Raw genomic sequence first — 20,468 nt, forward strand, 5'->3', positions numbered from 1 at the left:
TCGTTTTTCGCCTACGGCGGTTCGTCGGAGCGGACCGTCTCGCTCCGGTTGACCAGGTCGCCGTCGACGCTGATCGCGCCGCGTCCGTCGACGGTCACGGTGTGGTCGGGCACCTCGAAGGTCAGTTTCCAGTCGTCGTGGTCCATCGCCGCCAGCGACCTGACCGCGTCGGTCGAGACGTGGTCGTGCAGCGAGAAGTCGAGTTCGTGCGGCTCGACGCCCTCGACGACGGCGATCGCCCGGACGATGTTCAGGGCGATGTCGTCGGTCGAGGTCACGATTCACACCCCCGTTGTTGCTCCCCCAGCCGCTGGCACGACTCGGTGAGTTGCTGGGGGATCTCGTCGGCGTGAGCGTCGAGCGCCTCGAAGACGGCAGCGACCTCCTCGAAGGCCGGGCCGCGGCGCACTCGCAGCGGTTCGCACTCCCACTCGACGAAGCCGTGTTCGGCCAGCGCCGGCAGGTGCGAGTGGACCAGGTCGACGTACAGCTCCTCGGGGTCCCGGAGCAGATACGGCGGGTTGGCCGCCTCGGGGAGCGACAGCTCCCGGTCGGGCGGGGCCTCCATCAGCGCGACCACCATCTGCCTGCGGGGCTCGGCCGTGAGCGACCCGAACACCCTGTTCCACCGGTCGATCATTGCCGCTGCCCGTTCGTCGTGGTCGGCGGACATGTCTACACGTTTGCTACCAGGCCACATACAACTTTGGTGGACGGCAGCCCCGGTCGTCCGTCACGCCCGCGAGACACGCTTTTGGCCGGTCCGGGCGAAGTCGTCCGCATGACCGACGAGCCCCGTCGAACCCGGCGAGCGGTCCTCCGACTGAGCGCGCTCGCGGCCGCCGGGGTCGCGGGCTGTGCGACCTTCGAGCCCGGGAGCGAGACCGCGACAGCGGGACCCGCCACAGAGGCGGCGAACGGCGGCGGGGCGGGCGACCCCGCCGGCGAGGATACTGGTGAACCGACCGCAACGCGGCGGGAGGGTTCGGCGGCCACCGACTCGACCGGCCAGACCGGGACGCCCGAACTCGACCTCCAGGAGGCCAACGTCACCGCCGTTGCGGTCGAACCGGCGGGCGACGGCGCGTACCGCTTCTCGGTGACGCTGTACCACGACGACGACGGCGAGGACGGCTACGCCGACTGGTGGCAGGTCGAGACGCTCGACGGCGAGCGACTCGGCCGCCGGGAACTCCTGCACGCTCACTCCACCGCGCCGTTCACGCGCTCCGATACCGTCGAAATTCCGTCCAATACGACCTGCGTCGTCGTTCGCGGCCACGACCAGACCCACGGCTACGGCGGCCAGGCGATGCTGGTGACCGTCGACAGCGGTGCGACCCGCGCGGTCGACCAGGGATCCGAGAAGTCGAGGTTCGCCGAGCAGGAGTGTCCCTGACGGGGTCGAAGGGGGAGGGAGACAATCGGTGAGGGGCTTGCAGTCGCCTGCCGCAGACGGGCGGTTTATGCCGTTCGGTTCCCGAGTTCCGGGTATGACCGACCTCGACGACGTCGACCGGGCGATCCTCAACGCCTACCAGGGCGGGTTCCCGGTCGTCGCGGACCCCTACGAGCCGGCGGCCGAGGCACTCCGGGAGCACGGCGTCGACGTGACCGCCGACGAGCTACACGAGCGCCTCGCGGCGATGGACGAGGCGGGCGTCCTCACACGCTTCGGCGCGCTCATCAACGCGGAGGCCATCGGCGGCACGGCGACGCTCGTCGCGATGCACGCCCCCGAGGAGCGCTTCGACGAGGTGGCCGAGCAGGTCAACGCCCACACCGAGGTCGCGCACAACTACGAGCGCGAACACCCCCACCTGAACATGTGGTTCGTCGTCAGCGTCGCGGACGAGGACCGCGTCGACGAGGTGCTCGCGGAGATCGAGGCCGAGACCGGCCAGGAGACGTACAACCTCCCGAAACAGCGGGAGTTCCACGTCGGCGCGAAGTTCCCCGTCGAGGGCCCGCTCGAGGACCTCGACGACGGGATCGACCTGTCGGACCTGGGGCCCGAGGTCGAGCCGACCGAACGGGACAGCCTGACTCCGCGGGAACGCGACCTCGTCGTCGAGATCCAGGGCGGGCTTCCCACCACGCGGACGCCGTACCGGGAGGTGGCCGACGCGCTCGGCGAGGACGTCGAGTGGGTACTGGAGACGATCAAGCGCTTCGATCGGGAGGGGAAGGTCCGCCGCGTCGGCGTCATTCCGAACCACTACTCGCTGGGCTACTCCGAGAACGGGATGACCGTCTGGGACGTACCCGACGACGTGGTCGAGGAAGTCGGCGAGGCGGTCGCCGCGTTCGACTTCGTGACCCACTGCTACCGGCGGCCACGCCACGAGGGCGTCTGGCCGTACAACTTCTTCGCGATGACCCACGGTCGCAGCGAGGCCGAGAGCGAGCAACGGGTCGAGCAGGTCCGCGAGGCGATGGCCGACCACTGGGACGTGACCGACGAGGACTGGGACACCCTGTTCTCGACGGGGATCCTGAAGAAGACGGGCATCCGCATCGAGGAGCGCGCGGACGCCAACACCGCCTGAGCGGTGCCGACGGAGACGAGACACCGAATCTCAACCGTGATCCCACTGCTCCACGACTTCGACGGCGAGACGGTACTGGTGTTCGGCGGCGGCCGCGTCGGCGCGCGGAAGGCCCGGCGGTTCGCCCGCGAGGCCCGCGTGGTCGTCGTCAGTCCCGACTTCGCCGACGCCGACTTCGGGGGCGCCGAGCGCGTCCGCGCCGCGCCCGACCCGGACGAAGTCGACGACTGGTTCGACCGCGCCGGCCCCGCGCTCGCCGTCGCGGCGACCGACGACGGTGAGCTCAACGAGCGGATCGAGGCCGTCGCCCGCGACCGGGGCGTACTCGTCAACCGGACGGACGAGCACGGCGGGCGCGACCCGGGCAGTGTCGTGGTGCCGGCGACCATCAGGGACGACCCGGTCGTCGCGGCGGTGGCGACCGGCGGCGCGAGCCCGGCGCTGAGCCGCCTGCTACGCCAGCGGATCGAGACGGAGATCGCGGACGCCGGGGCGATGGCCGAGCTGACCGGGGACATCCGGGCGGAGTTGCAGGCCGAGGGCGTCCCGCCCGGGGATCGGCGGGCGGCCGTGCGTGCGGTTGTCAGGTCGGACGCGGTTTGGAAGGCTTTAGATAGTGGGAAACCAAAGGCTCGACAAGTGGCAGCGGACGTGATCTCGGACGTGACAGGTGAGACATCGTGACGGTCGGCACGGGCGTCATCTCGGGCGCGAGCGTCGCGATCGACCGCGCGACGGTCGACGAGCTCGAAGCGGCGACCGTCGAGAGCCAGCGCGCGGGCGTCGAGCGCCTGCTGTCGGTCCCGGCCGTCGAGGAGGCCTACGTCCTCCAGACGTGCAACCGCGTCGAGGCCTACGTCGTCACCGGCGACGGCCCCGACGGCCGCGCGGCGCTGGCCGCCTTCTTCGAGGGGGTGCCCGACGACGTGCTGGTCGAGTTCGGCCACGAGGAGAGCCTCCGCCACCTCATGCGGGTGGCGGCCGGGCTCGAATCGCTGGTCGTCGGCGAAGACCAGATCCTCGGCCAGGTCGGCGACGCCTACGAGGACGCCCGCGCGGCCGGCGGCGTCGGCCGCCTGCTCGAGGAGGGGGTCACCAAGGCGATCCACGTCGGCGAGCGCGCCCGCACCGAGACGGCCATCAACGAGGGGTCGGTCTCGCTGGCGAGCGCGGCGGTCTCGCTCGCCGACGAGGAGGTCGGCGTCGACGGGGCGGCGGCGCTGGTCGTCGGCGCGGGCGAGATGGGGCGGCTCGCCGCCCAGTCGCTCGCGCCGCGGGTCGACCGCCTCCACGTCGCCAACCGCACCGCCGAGCGGGCCGAACACCTCGCCGAGACCGTCGACGCCGACGCGACCGTCGTCGACCTGGCCGACCTCGACGAGGCCGTCGAGCGCGCGTCGGTTGTCGTCACCGCGACCGGCGCCGCCGACTACGTCTTCGAGAAATCGACCGTCGCCGGCGCGGGCGAGACGTTCGTCGTCGACATCGCTCAGCCCCGCGACGTGCAGCCGACCGTCACGGAACTCCCCGACGTGACCGTCCGCGACCTGGACGCCCTGCAGACGGTCACCGACGAGAACCGCGCCCAGCGCGCGGAGGCGGCCACGGTCGTCGAGGAGATGATCGACGTGGAGTTCGAGCACCTGCTCGCCCAGTACAAGCGCAAGCGAGCCGACCGGGTCATCTCGGCGATGTACGAGAGCGCCGAGCGCGTCAAGGCCCAGGAGCTGGAGACCGCGCTCGAGAAGGGCGACTTCGACGCCGAACAGCGCGAAGTCGTCGAGGCGATGGCCGACGCCGTCGTCAACCAGCTGCTCGCCGCGCCGACCAAGAGCCTCCGCGACGCCGCCGAGGAGGACGACTGGTCGACCATCAACACCGCACTCCAGCTGTTCGACCCCGAGTTCGGCGAGGACGAGGAGGGCGGCGAGGAGATCCCCGACCACCTCCGCGACCAGATGCCCGATGCCGTCTTCGACCAGCTGAGCGACGACTAGCAGCGGTTCGAGTTCTGGCTGTATCTGCCGACGGAAATGCTCCTCGACCGTCAGCGACCGCTACCGGACCCGCGACCGCGAACAGCGTGAAAGCCCCGACCGTCTCGGCTCGGGGGCTTTGCTGCGGTCCTCGCTCACTGCGTTCGCTGCGGTCCTTGCGGCAGCCGCCTTCGCCGAGACGGTCGCCCCTTTCAGTCCCACCCGCATAGACTGGTCGACCAGCCGAGAGGGACGGGACTGAAAGGGGCCGGTCGCTCCGGGAAGACGGGCGCCGTAAGCACCGCAGGGAGTGAAACGACCGAGGAGCGCAGCAAGCCCCTCGACCGGAGCGACCGGGGGCTTTCACGCTGTCTGCGGTGCCAGTCCGAGCGGTGGTCGGCACGGCAACTCGATCACAGCACTCGCTCCCACGAACACCTCGGCCGAACTTTCATGCGGGGAGCGGCCCACCGCTCACACATGGCAGACCTGCTATCCGACGACGAGATCGAAGAACAACTACCGGACGAGTGGGAGCGCGACGGCGACGAGATCGTCCGGACCTACGAGTTCGACGCCTACCTCGACGGCGTCGGGTTCGCTGCGGGCGCGGGCGGCGTCGCCCAGGACGCCTTCCACCACCCGGAGATAACCATCAGCTGGCGCGAGGTCGAGGTCCGACTGACGAGCCACGAAGAGGGCGGGATCACCGACAAGGACATCGAACTCGCCGAGCGGTTCGACGACCTCCGCTGAGATGAGTCGGGGCGAGGGCGCTGGGGGAGATTCGCCGGCCGCGGCCTACGTCTTCCGGGTGACCGTGCGGCTCGACCCCGAGGTCGAGGGCGTCTGGACCGAACCGGACGCCTTCGAGACGACGGTGTTCAGGGTGGCCGACCCGCCCGGCGAGCCGGGGTGGCTGTACTTCCGGGACAACCTCTGGCGCGGCGACTGTGGCGACGCGGCGCATATGCGCGATGTCGCCGAGGACGCGCTGGGGATGCCGGTCGACAGTATCGACTTCCGGGAGTTGCGGACGACCCAGGCGTACCTGGACGACCTGCGGGCGGCGGTCGCCGACGACCTGGGGACGTTCAACGCCGACACGGTCGACGAGGCGCTGACGAAGTACCTCGGGAGTTCGATCCACGTGACCGACGAGGTCTGAGGAGCGAGGGACGCGCCGATCGCTACGGACGTACCGGTCACAGAAGTCCGAGCGTGCGGCCGGCGAACACCGCCAGCGTCCCGACGGCGTTGACCGACGCGAGCGCGGCGGGGAGCGCGACGGCCGCGATCGCCGCGCGGCGGGAGAGTTCGCGGCCGTACTGTGCGGCGACCACCCACAGGTACACCATCCAGAGGGTGAACACGGGTCTGGTAGCGGTGGCGGCCACGTAGACCGGATCGGCCACGACCTTGACACGGACCCACTCGCGGAGGGCGGCCTCGGTGGCGAACTCGGGGGCGCCGAGGAAGAGAGCGCCCATCACGACGGCCCGGAGCACCGCCGGGACCAGCGTCGGCACGAGCGTCCACCCGACGAACGCGAGTAGACGGCGGAACGAGCCCTCGCCGTCGAAGTACAGCGAGACGAGGTAGGCGACGGCGGCGACGGCGAGCCAGAGCGCGAAGTAGAGCCCGCCCGTGGCCCAGAGCGCGAGGACGATCTCTCGGGGTGCCGAAACGCGCTGTTCGCCGGCGGCGTAGACGACCCGCGCCGCGTCCGCGGCGGTCACAACGTCGCCGACCGCCCGCAGGACGACCACCGTCCCCGCCAGCGCCACGAGCGCGTGGGCGACGACCACCGCGGTCGGCCCGGCGAGCGAGTAGTCGTCCCGTCGCGCGGCGAAGAAGGCGCCCGGGTCGGTCACCAGCGTCCGCAGGCTCATCGTCTCTGGTCTCGCCCGGCCGGGGGCTTAAATCTGCCCGGTCCACGCCGCTTCGTGGCCGCCGTCCGATTCTCACCGTCGATACGGCCGCCAGAAGGTACTTGGGCGTCACCGCCCTACTGGTGGGATCCCGATGGCCCGCGACGCGTACGACTTCTGGCTGTTCGACCTCGACGGCACCGTCGTCGACGTCGACCCGGACTACCCCCGGACGATCGTCTCCGAGATCGGGGACCGGCTGGGCCACTCCTTCACGGACCGCGAGGCCGAACTGCTGTGGTACGGCGTCGGCGGCGCCCGCGAAGAGGTGTTCGCCGACCGTGCGCTCACCGCCGACCAGTTCTGGGAGACCTTCCACGAAGTGGAGGACCCCCGGGCCCGCGCCGAGTCGTCGTTCGTCTACGACGACGCCGCCGAGTTCGTCGCCGGCCTCGACCGTCCCACGGGGATCGTCACTCACTGCCAGTCGTATCTCACCGAGCCGCTGCTGGAGTACCACGACATCGCCGACTGGTTCGACACCGTCGTCTGCTGCGACGACGAGGTCGGCTGGAAGCCCGACCCGACGCCGGTCGAACTCGCCATGAACCGCCTCGGCGTCGGATATAATGGCCACGAGGGCGCCCTCGTCGGCGACGACCCCGACGACACCGGCGCGGCCTGGAACGCCGGCCTCGACGCCGTCCACGTCGACCGCGTCGACCCCGTCGAGCGCGGCCAGTGCGTCCTCGGCGACCGCCGGATCGACGGCCTCGACGAACTCTGAACGGTCGGTTTTCTACCCCAAACAGCCATCCTGGCGCGCGCTGGAGCGCGCTTTCATGCGCGCGACTGTAGCCGCGCGAGGGATGAGAAGCGCAGCCTGCGAGCATCGCAAGAGGCTGGGGAGGCGTGAGGCTCACGCCTGGCCGGTCAACCGCCATTTTGAGACGACCGTGACGGGAGTTCCCTGGCGGACTGAAAGGGCGAGGCGCGCTCGCGTTCGTGTAGTCGTCTGAGCGACCCCTATCCGGAGCGGCCGCAGGCCGCGAGGATATGTCGCTCAGCGACCGCGAGCGCGCCGAGGGCTTTCAGCGCCTGCCATCTCCCGCGGTACTGACTCCAGAGAGCGAGCGCGCCGAGGGCTTTCACCACTTGCCGTCGAGTGTGGTTGCAGTTACTGCCGGTGAGCGCGTCCAGGACCCTCATCCCCCGTCACCGACTACGTTCCAAACGGCGGAACCGAATCCCGGGACGACCCTCACTCGCTCTCGAAGCCGGTGAGGTCGTCCAGTACCGGCTCCACGTCGCCCAACAGCTCGTCTAACTCCCGAACGCTCGCTTTCTCCAGCCGCTCGGGGTTGGCCAGCACCCGAACCGACTGCGAACCCACGGGTACGAACCCCAGATCCAGCTTCTCGGCGGTCGCACGCAGCCCCAGCCCCGCGCCGGCGTCCCCGGCGGCGACCGACCGGGCGGGGCTCTCGAAGGCACGGGCGGCGAGGCCGAACCCCGAGATCGCGTCGGTCACTGCCCGCCGGTCGACGCCGCGCTCGTCGGCCAGGTCCGCGAGCGCGTTCGAGAGACTCGTCCGCAGCCCCGACTCGGTTCCACGGTTCACGAACGACAGGTCGCGGTCGACCAGGTCCGCGAGTCCCGACACTTCCTCGGAATTCCCATCGGGGACCACCAGCCCCCACTCGCGGGACCAGCCGCCGAGTACCGCCGCGTCCGCGACGCCCTCCTCGTCGGCGTCGAACGGCCCGGCGACGACGGCCACGTCGGCGAGCCCGTCGCGCAACTCCCGCAGCCCGCCGCGGGAGCCGCGAGCGAGGTACCGCGGCCGGTCGAGGCGGTCGAGCAGCCGCGAGAGCGCGGGGTCGTCCTCGCCGACACCCAGCAGCGTCGGCGGGCGCACGTCCGGCGAGAACAGGTCGACGCTCACCGCGTCACCGGCCGACAGCGCGTTCGTGTCGGCGGGTACGTCGACCACGCCGTCGGCCGCGGTGAGCGTCGTCGTCGCGCCGCTGCCCTTGTCGACCGGGTAGACTAGCGTCCGGCCGTCGGCGTCCTCGACCAGCCCGACGGCCAGCAGTCGGCGCCGGCCCTCCTCGGTGCGCTCGCCGACGGCCATCTCGCCGTCGACGCGGGCGGTCCGGGGCTCCGGCAGTCCCACGGACGACCGGATCGCCGGCGCGACGAACGTCCGGAAGATGGTCAGCGCCGACACGGGGTAGCCCGGCAGGCCGACGTAGGCGGCGCCGGACTCGCCGCCCTCGCCGGACTCGCCGCCGATCCGACCGACCAGCATCGGCTTGCCCGGTTTGATCGCGACGCCGTGCAACAGGAGGTCGCCGCGGTCCTCGATGACGCGGTAGACCACGTCGACGGCGCTGGCGCTGGTCGACCCCGAGGTGAGCACGAGGTCGCAGTCGGCGGCCGCCTCGACGAGCGTCTCCTCCATGGCGTCCATGTCGTCGCCGACGTGGGGGTAGACCACGGGCTCGCCGCCGGCCTCCTCGACGGCGGTCGCCACGGCGTAGCTGTTCACGTCGTAGATCTGGCCGGCGCGGTGGTCCAGGTCGCCGCCCGGCCGGACGAGTTCGTCCCCGGTCGAGACGATGGCGACCCGCGGCGTCGCCCGCACCGGCACCTCGTCGACGCCCAGCGCCGACAGCAGGCCGACCTCGCGGGGGGTGAGCTCCGTCCCGGGACCGAGCGCCCGCTCGCCGGCGGCGATGTCCGCGCCGGCGAGCATGACGTTCTCGCCCGGTGTGACCGCCGTCTCGACGCGGACGCGGCGGTCGGCCTCGGGATCCGGGGGACTGCCGGCCGTTTCGCCCGCCTCGACTTCCTCGGTCCGCTCGACGATCACGACGGCGTCGGCGCCCTCGGGCATGACGGCGCCCGTCGATATCTCGGCGGCCTCGCCCGCGTCGAGGGTCACGTCGGGGGACTCGCCGGCGTGGACGCTCCCGACGACCGGGAGGACTTCCGGGTCGGAGTCGGCCCCGTAGGTGTCGGACGCCCGCACGGCGTAGCCATCCATCGCGGCGCGGTCGAACCCCGGCACGTCCAGCCCGGCGTCAACCCGCTCGGCGAGAACCCGCCCACGGGCGTCTTCGAGGGGCACTCGCTCGGTCCCCGCCGACAGATCCAGCGAGGCGACGACCTCGCGGGCGCGCTCCGGGTCGGCGAGGTCGCGGAACTCCTTGCGGTCGCTCATACGGTCGCCTCCCAGCGCTCGACGGAAACCGTTTCGCCCGCGGCCGCGCGCTCGCGGTCGGCGCCGACGGCGACCCACCCGTCCGCCCGCGCGAGCGTCGACAGCGGCTCGTCCGCAACCGGAGACGCGGTCGGAGTCGCGCCTTCCTCACCTTCGCCGTCGTCGAGTTCAACCGGAACGATCGATTCGACTCCGGACTCGCTCTCGACCGGCTCGCCCAGTTCGGCCGCGACGGTCCGGGGTTCGGGCGCTTCGCGGTCGGCCAGCCGCGCCGCCGCCGGAACCACGACTCGCGTCGTCGCGACGAACGCGGCCACGGGGTCGCCGGGGATCGACACGACCGGCCGCTCGCGAACGACGCTCAGCGCGGTCGTCCCCGCGGGGTCGAGCGCGACGCCGTCTGCCAGTACGTCGCCCAGGTCGGCGATGGCGTCGACGATCCGGTCGGATTCCCCGCGCCCGGTTCCGCCGACGGTCACGAGCAGGTCCTTCGTCAGATCGCGCTCGACGGCCGGCCGGAGCGCGTGGGGGTCCGGTTCGACCGGGTCCCGCAGGACGACCTTCCCGCCTGCTCGCTCGACGAACTCGGCGACGGTCGTCCCGTCGGTCTCGACGACTTCCCCGGGCCCCGGATCACCGCCGACCAGGCCACCGCCGACCGGGACGATCCCGACCGTCGGTCGCTGGCGGACCTCGACGCGAGTCCGACCGACCGCGGTACACAACCCGGGATCGGAGGGCCCGATCCGGTCGCCCGCGGCCAGAACTTCCTCCTCGACCGCCACATCCGCACCCGTCGAGCGGACGCCCTCGCCGGGTTCGACCGGATCTGTGACCGACAGGTCGGCACCGTCGACGGTCTCCAGATCCGCTCCCGTCCCCGCGGTCGCCAGCGCGCCCAGCCCGACGACCGCGTCGGCGCCCTCCGGGAGCGGCCGCCCGGCGTCGACGCGGACGGCCGTGCCCGCGTCGGGTTCGCTCCCCACAGCGAGCGTGGCGGGGTCGCGCTCGGTCGCCCCCTCGGTGTCGGCCGCCCGGACGGCGAACCCGTCGCGGGCGGCCTGGTCGAAGCCAGGGACCGGACGGCGGGCGACCACGGGCGCGGCGAGCGTGCGACCGACGGCGGTGCTGACCGGCAGCGTCTCGGTCCGGTCGACCGGGGCGAGGTGGTCGGCCAGTCGCTCGCGCGCCGCCGCGAGCCCGACCCCCTCCGCCGTCGACCGGCGTCGTTCGTCCATACCCGGGGTTTCGGCGCCCGGCCAATAAGGGGTCGGGCGTCGCCGTTCGACCGTCGAGCGTCGCGGCCGGGGTCGCCGTCCCGGCGGCCTCGGGCGGGTGCGACCGCGGGGTTTAACGCCGTCGCATCCTAAGCCACGCTCATGTCAACGTTGCGTGATGCGCTCCGGGACCTGCCCGACGCGGTGTTCGCGGACGTGCTGGAGAGCGACGACGCGTACCTGCTGGTGATCGACCTGCCGGGCGCGACCGAGGCGACGGTCGACGCGGCGGTCGAGGGCAGCCGCCTGCGCATCGAGGCGCGCCGCGAGAAGGACGCCCCCGCCGACTTCGACTACGTCGAGGAGGAGCGGTCGCTGTTCCTCGACGTGGAGCTGCCGCTCCCGCCGGGCGTGACCGGCGCCGGCGCCTCGGGGACCGTCGACCGGGGCGTCCTCGAACTCGAGTTGCCGAAAGCCGAGGCCGCGCCGGAGACGCAGATCCCGATCGACAGCTGACTCACGTGAACCCACGCGCCTACTGGCGGTTCGTCGTCGTCACGTGGCAGTTCCTGCCGCTTCTGGTCGCCTACACGCGGGACCGCAACCGCTTCGTCTTCTTCGGCCGGAGCCGGTCGGTCTCGCCGGAGACCCAGCGCGAGCGGGCGCGGGTGCTGCTCGACACGCTGCTGACGCTCGGGCCGACGTTCATCAAGCTCGGGCAGCTGCTCTCGACCCGGCCGGACATCCTCCCGCCGGAGTACATCGAGGAGCTGGAGGAGTTGCAGGACCGCGTCCCGCCCGCGGACTGGGAGCGCGCTCGCGAGGTGCTGGAAGAGGAAGTCGGGCCGGTCGACGAGGCGTTCGAGGAGTTCGACACCGAGGCCATCAGCGGGGCCAGCCTCGGCCAGGTCTACTACGCGACCACGGAGAACGGCGAGGTGGCCGTGAAGGTGCGCCGGCCGGGCGTCGAGGACCTCGTCGAGTCCGACCTGCGTGTGATCCGCTGGTCGCTACCGGTCCTGATGTACTTCGTCGACGAGTCCCGTTCCTTTTCGCTGCAGACGCTCGCCGACGAGTTCGACAAGACGATCCGCGAGGAAATGGACTACAAACGGGAGGCGGAGATGCTCACCGAGATCAAGGGCAACTTCGCCGACGACCAGCGGATCCGCATCCCGGCGGTCGACGAGTCCCGCTCGACCGAGCGGGTGCTCACCATGGAGTACGTCCCGGGGACGAAGATCACCGACATCGAGGAGCTGGACGACCGTCGCCTCGACCGGACCGAACTGGCCGAGACGCTCCAGGAGGCGTACCTCCAGATGATCATCGAGGACGGCGTCTTCCACGCGGATCCGCACCCGGGCAACCTCGCGGTGCAGGACGACGGCACGCTGGTGTTCTACGACTTCGGGATGAGCGGCTACGTCGACCCGTTCATCCAGGACAAGATCGTCGACTTCTACGTCGCCGTCGCCGACCAGGACATCCAGGCCATCCTCGACACGCTCGTCGAGATGGGGACCCTGAGTCCCGAGGCCGACCGCAAGGTGATGGCCGACGTGCTCGAACTCGCCATCGCGGACGCCCGCGGCGAGGACATCGAGCAGTACCGCGTCCAGCAGATCGTCCAGCAGGTCGAGGACACCATCTACGACTTCCCCTTCCGCCTGCCCGCCAACCTCGCGCTGGTGCTCCGCGTGGCGACGGTCGTCGAAGGGGTCTGCGTGACGCTGGACCCGGACTTCGACTTCATCGACGTGGCGACGAACTACCTGCGCGAGCAGGGCTTTCTCGCCGACACCGCCCGCGAGTACGTCGAGGACCGCGTCGACGAGGTCCAGGAGGCCACCAAGTCGGCCGTCCGCACACCGCCGAAACTGGAGGAGGCGCTCGACCAGGCCATCAACGAGGACCTGCAGGTCGAGGTCGACATCCGCGACTCCCAGAGCCTCCTGGACCGGGTCGCGAAGCGACTCATCTACGGGATGGTGCTGGCCAGCGCCGTCTTCTCGTCGGCCGTCCTCGTCGCCTTCGAGCAGTTCGCCGCCGCCGCCGTCGCGGTCGGGTTCACTGTGATCGTCGGCGTGCTCCTGTATCTCTCCTTCCGCGACCGCAAGGGGATCCGCGCCCAGCCGCAGTTCACCCGACAGAGTATGCGCGAACGGGACCGCGAGCGGCGGTAAACGGGCGGGGCGGATCCGACGTTCCCGCGAGCGCCGAAAGATATTCACTCTCGAATTCAAAATGAATTCGTATGTCGCGCACATCGATCCCGGTGGACGAATCGACGAAGGAGCGGCTCGACGAACTGAAGCGGGACGACGAGACCTGGGACGAGTTCCTCAGACGGATCTCGTCGGAAGACGAGCCGATCCGGACGGGCGACCTGTCCGACGAGGCGCTCGACGAGATCGAACGGAACATCGAGCGAAGCCGCGAGAGCTTCTGAGATGCTGTTTCTAGACACGTCCGCGATCCTCGCGTACAAGCGCGAACGGGAGGCCGCGCTCTCGTATCTCGAAGGTCGCCGGCCGTGGTTCACGTCGACGATCTGCGTCTACGAGTTCGTCAACGGAGCCATGTGGCGGGACGGTGTCTCAGCGCACGTCGCGCGCCAGTCCATCGGCGGCGTGCGCTCGATCGACCTCACGGAGACGGTCGCGATGGAGGCGTCGCGGATCCAGAACGAACTGCGGGCGAACGGCGATGAGATGGCCGTGCGGGACCTGTTGATAGCCGCGACGGCCCGGTCGACGGGGGCGGAACTGGTCGTCGCCGATTCCGATTTCGAGACCGAACTCGTCGAGGATTCGCTGACGGTGACGAACTTAGACGGATAGGAGGTTTCCGCGCGCGACAGAGGTTTCCCGTCGCTTAACTGCCGAGCGACCGCGGGATCGGTATGGACATCGAGCCGTTCGCGCTCGAACGCTGGCTGGCCGACCACGAACACGGCGCGGCGGTCAACCTCGGCGACAGCGGGGTCCGACCGCTCGAAGCGGATCGGTTCGACACCGATCCCGGGTCCCTGGGGTACGTCGTCCCGACGAACGGCGACCCAGCCCTGCGCGAGCGGGTCGCCGACCGCTACGACCGCGGGGCCGACGAACTGCTGTTCACCTGCGGCACCCAGGAGGCGAACCTGCTGGCCGTCCTCGCGGCGCTGGACCGCGAGAGCCACGCCGTCTGCGTGACGCCGACCTACCAGTCGCTGTACTCGCTGCCCGCGGCCGTCGCCGACGTGACGCGGGTGGAACTCGACGCCCCCGAGTGGACGCTCGACCCCGAGGCGGTCGCCGACGCGGTCCGGCCGGACACCGAGCTGATCGTGCTCAACAACCCGAACAACCCCACTGGCAAGATCCACCCGCAGGGGACCGTCGAGGCGCTCTACGACCTGGCGGCGGCCGCCGACGCGTACCTCCTCTCCGACGAGGTGTACCGCCCGCTCGCCGCGCCCGACGAACGGGTCGACCCGGTCGCGAGCATGGGGCCCCACGGGATCAGCACCTGCGGGCTCTCGAAGGGGTGGGGACTGCCGGGCCTGCGGTTCGGCTGGCTGGCCGGCCCCGAGGCGGTCGTCTCCGACGCCTGGGGGTGGAAGGACTACACCACCATCTCGCCGTCGGCGTTCGGCCAGCACGTCGCCCGGCAGGCGCTCGACCGGGAGGCCGACCTCCTGGCGGAGAACCGCGAGCACGTCCGCCGGAACCGCGACCTGCTCGACGAGTTCGCGGCCGAGCACGGCCTCGACTGGCACCGCCCGGCGGGCGCGACGGGCTTTCTGACCGTCCCGGGCGGGTTCGACTCGGGCGAGGCGTTCTGCCGGGCGCTCGTCGACGAGGGCGTGGTGGTCGTCCCCGGCGAGACGTTCGACCGGCCCGGGTACGTCCGCGTCGGGTTCGGCGCCGAGCGGGCGACGCTCCACGAGGGCCTCGACCGGATGGCGACGGTGATCGGTCGCGGAGGGCGCTAGAGCGGTCCTCGGAAGGGTGTCGGAGACCGCGATTCCGGGGCCGAGGCGTTCCAAACCGTTTATACCGGTCGCTCGTTTACGCCGCGGTATGGCAACGAAGCAGGTTGAGGTCCGCGATCTGGACGAGGGCAGCTACGTCATGATCGACGACGTGGCCTGCAAGATCAACTCCTACAGTACTGCGAAGCCCGGCAAACACGGCAGTGCGAAGGCCCGCGTCGAGGCCGAGGGCGTCTTCGACGGCAAGAAGCGGAACCTCTCCCAGCCGGTCGACGCGAAGATCCGCGTCCCGATCATCAACCGCAAGCAGGGCCAGGTCGTCTCGACCTCCGGCGACGAGGCGCAGGTCATGGACCTGGAGACCTACGACACGTTCACCATCGCGCTCCCCGACGGCGTCGACCTGTCGCCCGACGACGACATCGAGTACCTCGAGATGGAAGAGCAGCGCAAGATCGTCTGATGTTCCCCGGCGCGGACGCCCCCCGGGCCGAGGCCGACTACGCCCTCGTGGGCGCGCCGCTCGACGCCTCCACCTCCTTCGAGCCCGGCGCCCGCTTCGGCCCCGACCGCGTCCGCCGCTACGCCGAAGCCTTCGACGACTACGACCACTACACCGACCGGCACTTCTCGAAGCTTGCAGTCCACGACCACGGCGACGTGGGCCCCACCGCCGACACCGGGGAGTATCTCACCTTCCTCCGGGGGACCTGCGCGGACTTCCGCGAAGCGGGCGCGGTCCCGATACTGGTCGGCGGCGAGCACACCGTGACCGTCGCCGGCGTCCGAGCGGTCGAGCCCGACGTGTTCGTCTGCCTCGACGCCCACCTCGACCTGCGGGAGTCGTACGCGGGCGACCCGCTCAGCCACGCGACGGTGACCCGCCACGCGCTGGCCGTGGCCGACCGGGCCGTGATCCTCGGTGCCCGCACCGGCAGCGAAGCCGAGTGGGACCGGGCGAGCGAGGGGGACGTACGCGCCGTCGCGCCCGCGGACGTGCCCGACTGGGAACCCGACTTCGACGCCGACGACTCGGTGTACCTCAGCGTCGATATCGACGCCTTCGATCCCGCGTACGCCCCGGGTACGGGGACGAAGGAGCCGTTCGGCATCGAACCCCGGGAGGGGCGGCGAGTCGTCCGCGAGGTGGCACCGTTCGCGGAGGGGTTCGACGTGGTCGAGGTCAACGACCGCGACGACGGGCAGGCGGCGGTACTGGCCGCGAAACTGCTGCGAGCGTTCGTCTACAGCCACGCCGCCGACCGATAGGTCGCGGGGGGTCGCACCGACTGTTTTACGTCGGCCGAGATACAGGGTGGTGGCATGGACCGACTCTCGTCCTGTTACTTCTGTGGCGCCGCCCCGGACGCCACGCTCGAAGAGCATCCCGTCGTCCCCGAATCGCTCGACCCGGGGGCCGAGGCCCAGACGACGGCCGTCCTCTGTCGCACCTGCTCGCGGAAGCTCGACGCCGTACTCGACACCGTCGTCGGCGCGGTCGAGGACGGCGACGCGACCGCCGGCACCGGACCCGGTGGCGACGCCGCGAGCGCGGACAGCGCGTCGGGGGAGGGCACGGGGGACGACCTCGAATCGACGCTCGGCGACGACGAGGAGATCCTGACGCCGCTGGGCGACGACGAGTCGACGGCCGAGGAGGCCGCGGAGGCGTCGGACATGGAGTTCGGCGACGACCGCGAGGCCGACGGGGCGGACGACGACGGGGGCCCGGACGACGGCGACGACCCGTCGAAGGCCCGCAAGTACACCCGGTCGCGCGGCGCGGGCTTCCGCAAGGAAGACGACGACACGGTCGAGTCGGGCTCGCTCACCGGCGGCGCGTTCGACGACGGTGACGACGAGGACGAGGGCGACTCGGAGTCGCTCACGGGTGGTGCGTTCTCCGACGACGGTGACGACGCGGGCTCCGGCCGTTCGACCGCCGCGGACGGCGAGTCGAGCGACCCGCTGGCCGGCGGGTCGGCCGACGAGTCCGCCGAGAGCGGATCCGGCACGTCCAGTTCCGAGAAGTCGTCTGCCGGGTCGAGTCCCGACGACGGATCCGGCGGCCAGTCGAGCAGCGACCAGTCGAGCGGCGGTCCGTCCGGTGGCGACACCTCGGACTCGGACGGCGACCACCGCGTCTCGATGACCCGGCTGGAGAACACGAAGGTGATGCGGCTGCTGGAGAACCGGGAGTTCCCGGTCGACAAGGAGGAGTTCGTCGTCGTCGCGGCCAACGCCTACCAGGTGTCTCAGAGCGACTGCGAGAAGGTGATCGATCTCGCGGTCGAACACGGCCTCCTGCGCGAGGAGGACGGCCAGCTCTACGGCGGCGACGCCTGATAGCCGACCACCCTTCCCGACAATCTTCCCCGACCGCTGGTCGCCCCGCTTCTCACGCCGGCCGCCTCGAGGTCCGTTCGGAAGCCGCAACGAATAGGGACACCTCCCTCGAACGGGGAAGCATGGACCTCTCGACGATCCGCGAGCGCTACGACGAGCGGCTCTCGCCCGGCGACTACGCCGACGTGGACGCCAGCGCCAACGGCCTGCAGGTCGGCCCCGACGAGGCCGACGTGGAGACGGTCGCCTTCGCCGTCGACGCTGCGGGCGCGACCATCGACACTGCACTCGACCGGGGAGCGGACCTGCTGGTCGTCCACCACGGGGTCTCCTGGGGCGGTATCGACCGCGTCACCGGCCTCGACTACGACCGGATCGCCCCGCTGATCGAGGGCGACCTGGCGCTGTACGCGATGCACCTGCCGCTCGACGGCCACGACGAACTCGGCAACGGCGCCGGCGTCGCGGACCTGCTCGACCTCGAAGCCCGCGAGCCGTTCGGCGAGGTCGGCCCCGTCACCATCGGCCAGCGCGGCCGGGCCGCCGACCCGTTCTCGCCCGACGAACTGGCGACGTTGCTCGAATCCGAACTGGACACCGGCGGCGAGGGCGTCCAGTACTTCGATTTCGGTCCGGCGGAGATCGAGGACGTGGCCGTCGTCACCGGCGGCGGCGCCGACTGGCTGGAAGAAGCCGTCGACGCCGGCGTCGACGCGTTCGTCACGGGAGAGGGCAAAGGGAAGGTGTACCACCAGGCCCGCGACGCCGGCGTGAACGTCTTTCTCGGCGGCCACTACGCCACCGAGACGTTCGGCGTCCAGCGGCTGCAGGGCCTGGCCGACGACTGGGGCCTGGAGACGACCTACGTCGACCACCCGACCGGCCTCTGAGTCGGTTCGGCCCCCCCGGCGCCCTACTCGGGGACGCGGTGGTCCGCCACCAGCGGCACGATCTTCTCTCTCACGACCCGCGCGTCGACCTGGTTCCAGCCGCTGACCGAGACGCCGCTGCCGAAGTTGACGGCGATCGCCTCGTCGTCGTTCGCGCCGTCGTGTGCCCGCACGAGCGGGACGATCTCCCCCTCGACCACGGAGCGCTCGACCGGCGTCCAGCCGTCGATCGGTGCGCCGTCGCCCAGATACACCTTCTGCGACTCCCGACCGGGCCGGCTCTCCGATGTCCCTCGCTCGCCGTCCGTCTCGTCGCTCTCGGACTCCTCGTCCGCCTCCGCCGATCCGGGTTCGTCCGTCGGCCCGAGTTCGACGCCGCCCGCCAGGTCCAGGTCCCGCCGCCGGACGTACTCGCTCTCGGTGACCTCGAAGAGTTCGTCCTCGGCGACGGTGTCCCGCTCGTCGAGCACCGTCTGGACCTTCTCCGTATCGACGGTCTCGCTCGTGACGCGCTCGACCGGGACGCCGTGCTCGCGGAGCGCCGCCGCGACGGTCTCGTCGTCCCGCAGCGACCGGCGCCGGCGCTTCGCCCCGGTGACCGACCCGACCGAACCAGCGACCGTCTCGTCGGGCTCGACCCGCGAGGTCAGTTCGTCCCGGGCGGCGGTCCGCAGCTCCTCGATCTCCGACTTCGCCTTCGAGAGGACGGCGTAACTGTCCGCGAGCGCCGCCGTCTCCAGCCCCGAAACGTCCGCCGACTCCATCGCCTCCAGCTCCGTGACGGTGTCCGCGAGGTCCCGGAGGAGGCGCTCGGCGCTGTCGGCGTCGAGTTCCTCGGCTCCGTCGGGTCGTTCGCGGTCCTCGTCGCTCTCGCCGGAGTCCGACCGGTCGTCGTAGACGCGCGCGCAGAACGCGCGGTCCGCGAGCAGCGACTGGACGGCCTCCCTGGACGGCTGGTCGGTACCGGGACCGGACCCCTCTAACACCGCCAGTACGGCCCGGTTTTCCAGGTCGCGCCCCGCGATCCGCTCCTCGATCGAGTCCAGCGTCGTCGACCCGGTGACCTCGAACTCGAAGGTGCTGAACGGTCGGGCCTCCAGTTCGTGGCGCGTCACCGACAGCGCCCCGCCCGTTATCGCGTACTCGTCGACACCGCGGGCGGGCGGCTCCTCGCCGACCGTCGACTTCGAGAGGACGTGCTCGGTGCTCCCCGGGTCGGAGAGTCGAACGCCCGCCCGCTCCGCCCGGGCCGGGTCGGTCCGCTTGCCGGCGAGGACCGCCGCCGGTCGCTCCGGGAGGGCGTCGGCGAGTTCCTCGACGGCGTCCTCGCGGACGTGCGCGACATCGAGGTCGCCACACGCGACCAGCAGCGTCCCGTCGTCGGTCGGGTCGTCCATCTCCCGGACGGACTCGACGGGGTCGGAGTCCGCATCGACGCCGACCAGCGTGACGCCGTCACCGACCGCGACTGCCTCGCCCTCGACCGGCGTGAGCAGGCCGCTGGTCGCCAGGCTCCGGAGCACGGTGGACCGGACTTCGAGTTCTTTCGGGCCGGGGACCAGGTAGAAGGGGATCCCCGCCTCGTCGAGCCGCGCGAGCTCGGTCTGCAGGTCCGAGACCGTCTCGCGGTCGGGCGAACCGCTCTGGAACAGCCGCCCCGTCTGGACGACGGCGTCGACGCCGCGCTCGATCGCGAGGGCTATCGCCTGTGCGAACGCGTCGAGATAGTCGGCCGTCCGGGCCGACCGACCCATGTTCTCCCGGCCGAGCGTCGCCTTCCCGACGTGCAACAGCGAGGCGTCCGAGGCCGGGTCGACGGCTGCGGACCGCACCGTTTCGGTATCCGTCGGCACGGGTTCCGCTCCCTCGCGTTCCCCATCCTCCGGCTCCCCGCCCTCGTGCTCTACATTGTCGGGACCCGCGTCCTCGCGTTCCACGCCCTCGCCGCTCTCCGCGTCGCGCCCGTCGGCCTCCGTGACCAGCGAGGCGGTTTCGGCGACGAACTTCTCGGTCGAGGGCAGTTCGTCGACCGAGAGGTGGCCGCGCAGGGCCGACGACGCGACCACGTCCGCCAGCCGCTCGCGGCGCTCGGACCCGACCCGGCAGTCCCTGAGGTGGTCGGCGGCGGCCGCGGCCTCCGCGTCGTCCATCCTGGTGATCGAGTCCGGCGCGGCGAGGTCGTCGGCGATGTCGTCGGCCGTGTTCGGCAGCCACACGTCGCCGACGACCGCGAGCGCTTTGAACAGGAACCAGGGGACGGCGTCGCCGGGACCGTACCCGAGCCCCGTCAGCAGGTCCCCGGCCTCCGGGCGGAGCGAGAACGTGTACCGGCCGCTCGGGAACGACGCCGCCACCCGGAGGTCCCCGTCGGCGGCCCGTCGCAACTCCGGTTGCTTCGCCATGTGTGCTCGGAT

22 protein-coding genes are annotated in these 20,468 nt (G+C 71.2%); 16 read left to right on the top strand and 6 right to left on the bottom strand.

Going from position 1 to position 20,468, the window contains the following annotated elements; all coding sequences use genetic code 11:
• Window positions 1-11 precede the first annotated feature (11 nt).
• Together ACMGFG_RS06790 and ACMGFG_RS06795 are read right to left on the bottom strand one after the other, a co-directional pair.
• Entirely contained in the window at window positions 12-278 is a 267-nt protein-coding gene (locus tag ACMGFG_RS06790) for a HalOD1 output domain-containing protein (RefSeq protein WP_436929580.1), read from the bottom strand.
• Window positions 275-673 carry a hypothetical protein gene (locus ACMGFG_RS06795; protein ID WP_436929581.1) on the bottom strand — a complete coding sequence of 133 codons (399 nt, stop codon included), beginning with the start codon at window positions 671-673 and terminating at the stop codon, window positions 275-277. Before ACMGFG_RS06795 ends, ACMGFG_RS06790 begins: the two co-directional genes overlap by 4 nt.
• Window positions 674-781: 108 nt before the next feature.
• On the opposite strand from ACMGFG_RS06795, the gene ACMGFG_RS06800 reads away from it, so the two are divergent.
• The 6 genes from ACMGFG_RS06800 (at window position 782) to lwrS (ending at window position 5,693) form a co-directional block, all read left to right on the top strand.
• Window positions 782-1,399 carry a hypothetical protein gene (locus ACMGFG_RS06800; RefSeq protein WP_436929582.1) on the top strand — a complete coding sequence of 206 codons (618 nt, stop codon included), beginning with the start codon at window positions 782-784 and terminating at the stop codon, window positions 1,397-1,399.
• Between the two features lie 94 nt (window positions 1,400-1,493).
• Window positions 1,494-2,549, top strand: coding sequence for a siroheme decarboxylase subunit beta (ahbB, locus tag ACMGFG_RS06805; RefSeq protein WP_436929583.1), 1,056 nt, complete (start codon window positions 1,494-1,496; stop codon window positions 2,547-2,549).
• Between the two features lie 36 nt (window positions 2,550-2,585).
• Window positions 2,586-3,233 (top strand): precorrin-2 dehydrogenase/sirohydrochlorin ferrochelatase family protein, encoded by a 648-nt coding sequence (locus ACMGFG_RS06810; RefSeq protein WP_436929584.1) that lies wholly within the window; start codon window positions 2,586-2,588, stop codon window positions 3,231-3,233.
• Entirely contained in the window at window positions 3,230-4,546 is a 1,317-nt protein-coding gene (gene hemA / locus ACMGFG_RS06815) for a glutamyl-tRNA reductase (protein ID WP_436929585.1), read from the top strand. Before ACMGFG_RS06810 ends, hemA begins: the two co-directional genes overlap by 4 nt.
• A 459-nt stretch (window positions 4,547-5,005) precedes the next feature.
• On the top strand, window positions 5,006-5,281 hold the full coding sequence (locus ACMGFG_RS06820; protein ID WP_436929586.1) for a 4a-hydroxytetrahydrobiopterin dehydratase: 276 nt from the start codon (window positions 5,006-5,008) through the stop codon (window positions 5,279-5,281).
• Window position 5,282: 1 nt separating this feature from the next.
• The gene (gene lwrS / locus ACMGFG_RS06825; protein ID WP_436929587.1) at window positions 5,283-5,693 is read left to right on the top strand and encodes an LWR-salt protein; all 411 of its coding nucleotides are present in this window, start codon (window positions 5,283-5,285) and stop codon (window positions 5,691-5,693) included.
• A gap of 37 nt (window positions 5,694-5,730) precedes the next feature.
• Here lwrS and ACMGFG_RS06830 read toward each other — a convergent pair whose 3' ends face one another.
• Complete coding sequence (locus ACMGFG_RS06830; RefSeq protein WP_436929588.1) at window positions 5,731-6,417, bottom strand: YIP1 family protein; 687 nt, start codon at window positions 6,415-6,417, stop codon at window positions 5,731-5,733.
• 133 nt (window positions 6,418-6,550) lie between these two features.
• On the opposite strand from ACMGFG_RS06830, the gene ACMGFG_RS06835 reads away from it, so the two are divergent.
• Entirely contained in the window at window positions 6,551-7,183 is a 633-nt protein-coding gene (locus tag ACMGFG_RS06835; RefSeq protein WP_436929589.1) for an HAD family hydrolase, read from the top strand.
• Between the two features lie 474 nt (window positions 7,184-7,657).
• On the opposite strand, the gene ACMGFG_RS06840 is transcribed toward ACMGFG_RS06835, so the two are convergent.
• Window positions 7,658-9,622 (bottom strand): molybdopterin biosynthesis protein, encoded by a 1,965-nt coding sequence (locus tag ACMGFG_RS06840; RefSeq protein WP_436929590.1) that lies wholly within the window; start codon window positions 9,620-9,622, stop codon window positions 7,658-7,660.
• Window positions 9,619-10,860, bottom strand: coding sequence for a molybdopterin molybdotransferase MoeA (locus tag ACMGFG_RS06845; RefSeq protein ID WP_436929591.1), 1,242 nt, complete (start codon window positions 10,858-10,860; stop codon window positions 9,619-9,621). The genes ACMGFG_RS06840 and ACMGFG_RS06845 overlap by 4 nt, the downstream gene beginning before the upstream one ends.
• A 141-nt stretch (window positions 10,861-11,001) precedes the next feature.
• Between ACMGFG_RS06845 and ACMGFG_RS06850 the strand changes: the two genes are divergently transcribed.
• The 9 genes from ACMGFG_RS06850 (at window position 11,002) to ACMGFG_RS06890 (ending at window position 18,054) form a co-directional block, all read left to right on the top strand.
• A complete protein-coding gene (locus tag ACMGFG_RS06850; RefSeq protein ID WP_436929592.1) occupies window positions 11,002-11,355 on the top strand; it encodes an Hsp20/alpha crystallin family protein in 354 nt (117 codons plus the stop codon).
• A 5-nt stretch (window positions 11,356-11,360) separates the two neighbouring features.
• Window positions 11,361-13,025 carry an ABC1 kinase family protein gene (locus ACMGFG_RS06855; protein ID WP_436929593.1) on the top strand — a complete coding sequence of 555 codons (1,665 nt, stop codon included), beginning with the start codon at window positions 11,361-11,363 and terminating at the stop codon, window positions 13,023-13,025.
• Window positions 13,026-13,096: 71 nt separating this feature from the next.
• Entirely contained in the window at window positions 13,097-13,291 is a 195-nt protein-coding gene (locus ACMGFG_RS06860; RefSeq protein ID WP_436929594.1) for a DUF7557 family protein, read from the top strand.
• Window position 13,292: 1 nt separating this feature from the next.
• Window positions 13,293-13,682 carry a PIN domain-containing protein gene (locus ACMGFG_RS06865; protein WP_436929595.1) on the top strand — a complete coding sequence of 130 codons (390 nt, stop codon included), beginning with the start codon at window positions 13,293-13,295 and terminating at the stop codon, window positions 13,680-13,682.
• Between the two features lie 62 nt (window positions 13,683-13,744).
• Window positions 13,745-14,818, top strand: coding sequence for an aminotransferase class I/II-fold pyridoxal phosphate-dependent enzyme (locus ACMGFG_RS06870; protein ID WP_436929596.1), 1,074 nt, complete (start codon window positions 13,745-13,747; stop codon window positions 14,816-14,818).
• Window positions 14,819-14,906: 88 nt separating this feature from the next.
• The gene (locus ACMGFG_RS06875; RefSeq protein ID WP_135362945.1) at window positions 14,907-15,281 is read left to right on the top strand and encodes a translation initiation factor IF-5A; all 375 of its coding nucleotides are present in this window, start codon (window positions 14,907-14,909) and stop codon (window positions 15,279-15,281) included.
• On the top strand, window positions 15,281-16,087 hold the full coding sequence (gene speB, locus ACMGFG_RS06880; protein ID WP_436929597.1) for an agmatinase: 807 nt from the start codon (window positions 15,281-15,283) through the stop codon (window positions 16,085-16,087). Before ACMGFG_RS06875 ends, speB begins: the two co-directional genes overlap by 1 nt.
• 54 nt (window positions 16,088-16,141) lie before the next feature.
• Window positions 16,142-17,164 carry a DUF8528 domain-containing protein gene (locus ACMGFG_RS06885; RefSeq protein ID WP_436929598.1) on the top strand — a complete coding sequence of 341 codons (1,023 nt, stop codon included), beginning with the start codon at window positions 16,142-16,144 and terminating at the stop codon, window positions 17,162-17,164.
• Between the two features lie 122 nt (window positions 17,165-17,286).
• Complete coding sequence (locus tag ACMGFG_RS06890) at window positions 17,287-18,054, top strand: Nif3-like dinuclear metal center hexameric protein (protein WP_436929599.1); 768 nt, start codon at window positions 17,287-17,289, stop codon at window positions 18,052-18,054.
• A gap of 23 nt (window positions 18,055-18,077) precedes the next feature.
• Here the strand turns inward: ACMGFG_RS06890 and ACMGFG_RS06895 are convergent, their stop codons facing one another.
• Window positions 18,078-20,456 carry a DUF7983 family protein gene (locus tag ACMGFG_RS06895; RefSeq protein WP_436929600.1) on the bottom strand — a complete coding sequence of 793 codons (2,379 nt, stop codon included), beginning with the start codon at window positions 20,454-20,456 and terminating at the stop codon, window positions 18,078-18,080.
• Window positions 20,457-20,468 lie beyond the last annotated feature (12 nt).

The sequence above is a fragment of the Halosimplex halobium genome (genome assembly GCF_051414055.1).
Classification (GTDB): Archaea; Halobacteriota; Halobacteria; order Halobacteriales; family Haloarculaceae; genus Halosimplex; species Halosimplex halobium.

Coding starts and splice junctions, on each gene's coding strand:
- ACMGFG_RS06795 (WP_436929581.1), bottom strand. CDS start 673: ATGTCCGCCGACCACGACGAACGGGCAGCGGCAATGATCGACCGGTGG.
- ACMGFG_RS06800 (WP_436929582.1), top strand. CDS start 782: ATGACCGACGAGCCCCGTCGAACCCGGCGAGCGGTCCTCCGACTGAGC.
- ahbB (WP_436929583.1), top strand. CDS start 1,494: ATGACCGACCTCGACGACGTCGACCGGGCGATCCTCAACGCCTACCAG.
- ACMGFG_RS06820 (WP_436929586.1), top strand. CDS start 5,006: ATGGCAGACCTGCTATCCGACGACGAGATCGAAGAACAACTACCGGAC.
- lwrS (WP_436929587.1), top strand. CDS start 5,283: ATGAGTCGGGGCGAGGGCGCTGGGGGAGATTCGCCGGCCGCGGCCTAC.
- ACMGFG_RS06830 (WP_436929588.1), bottom strand. CDS start 6,417: ATGAGCCTGCGGACGCTGGTGACCGACCCGGGCGCCTTCTTCGCCGCG.
- ACMGFG_RS06835 (WP_436929589.1), top strand. CDS start 6,551: ATGGCCCGCGACGCGTACGACTTCTGGCTGTTCGACCTCGACGGCACC.
- ACMGFG_RS06840 (WP_436929590.1), bottom strand. CDS start 9,622: ATGAGCGACCGCAAGGAGTTCCGCGACCTCGCCGACCCGGAGCGCGCC.
- ACMGFG_RS06845 (WP_436929591.1), bottom strand. CDS start 10,860: ATGGACGAACGACGCCGGTCGACGGCGGAGGGGGTCGGGCTCGCGGCG.
- ACMGFG_RS06850 (WP_436929592.1), top strand. CDS start 11,002: ATGTCAACGTTGCGTGATGCGCTCCGGGACCTGCCCGACGCGGTGTTC.
- ACMGFG_RS06860 (WP_436929594.1), top strand. CDS start 13,097: ATGTCGCGCACATCGATCCCGGTGGACGAATCGACGAAGGAGCGGCTC.
- ACMGFG_RS06865 (WP_436929595.1), top strand. CDS start 13,293: ATGCTGTTTCTAGACACGTCCGCGATCCTCGCGTACAAGCGCGAACGG.
- ACMGFG_RS06870 (WP_436929596.1), top strand. CDS start 13,745: ATGGACATCGAGCCGTTCGCGCTCGAACGCTGGCTGGCCGACCACGAA.
- ACMGFG_RS06875 (WP_135362945.1), top strand. CDS start 14,907: ATGGCAACGAAGCAGGTTGAGGTCCGCGATCTGGACGAGGGCAGCTAC.
- speB (WP_436929597.1), top strand. CDS start 15,281: ATGTTCCCCGGCGCGGACGCCCCCCGGGCCGAGGCCGACTACGCCCTC.
- ACMGFG_RS06885 (WP_436929598.1), top strand. CDS start 16,142: ATGGACCGACTCTCGTCCTGTTACTTCTGTGGCGCCGCCCCGGACGCC.
- ACMGFG_RS06890 (WP_436929599.1), top strand. CDS start 17,287: ATGGACCTCTCGACGATCCGCGAGCGCTACGACGAGCGGCTCTCGCCC.
- ACMGFG_RS06895 (WP_436929600.1), bottom strand. CDS start 20,456: ATGGCGAAGCAACCGGAGTTGCGACGGGCCGCCGACGGGGACCTCCGG.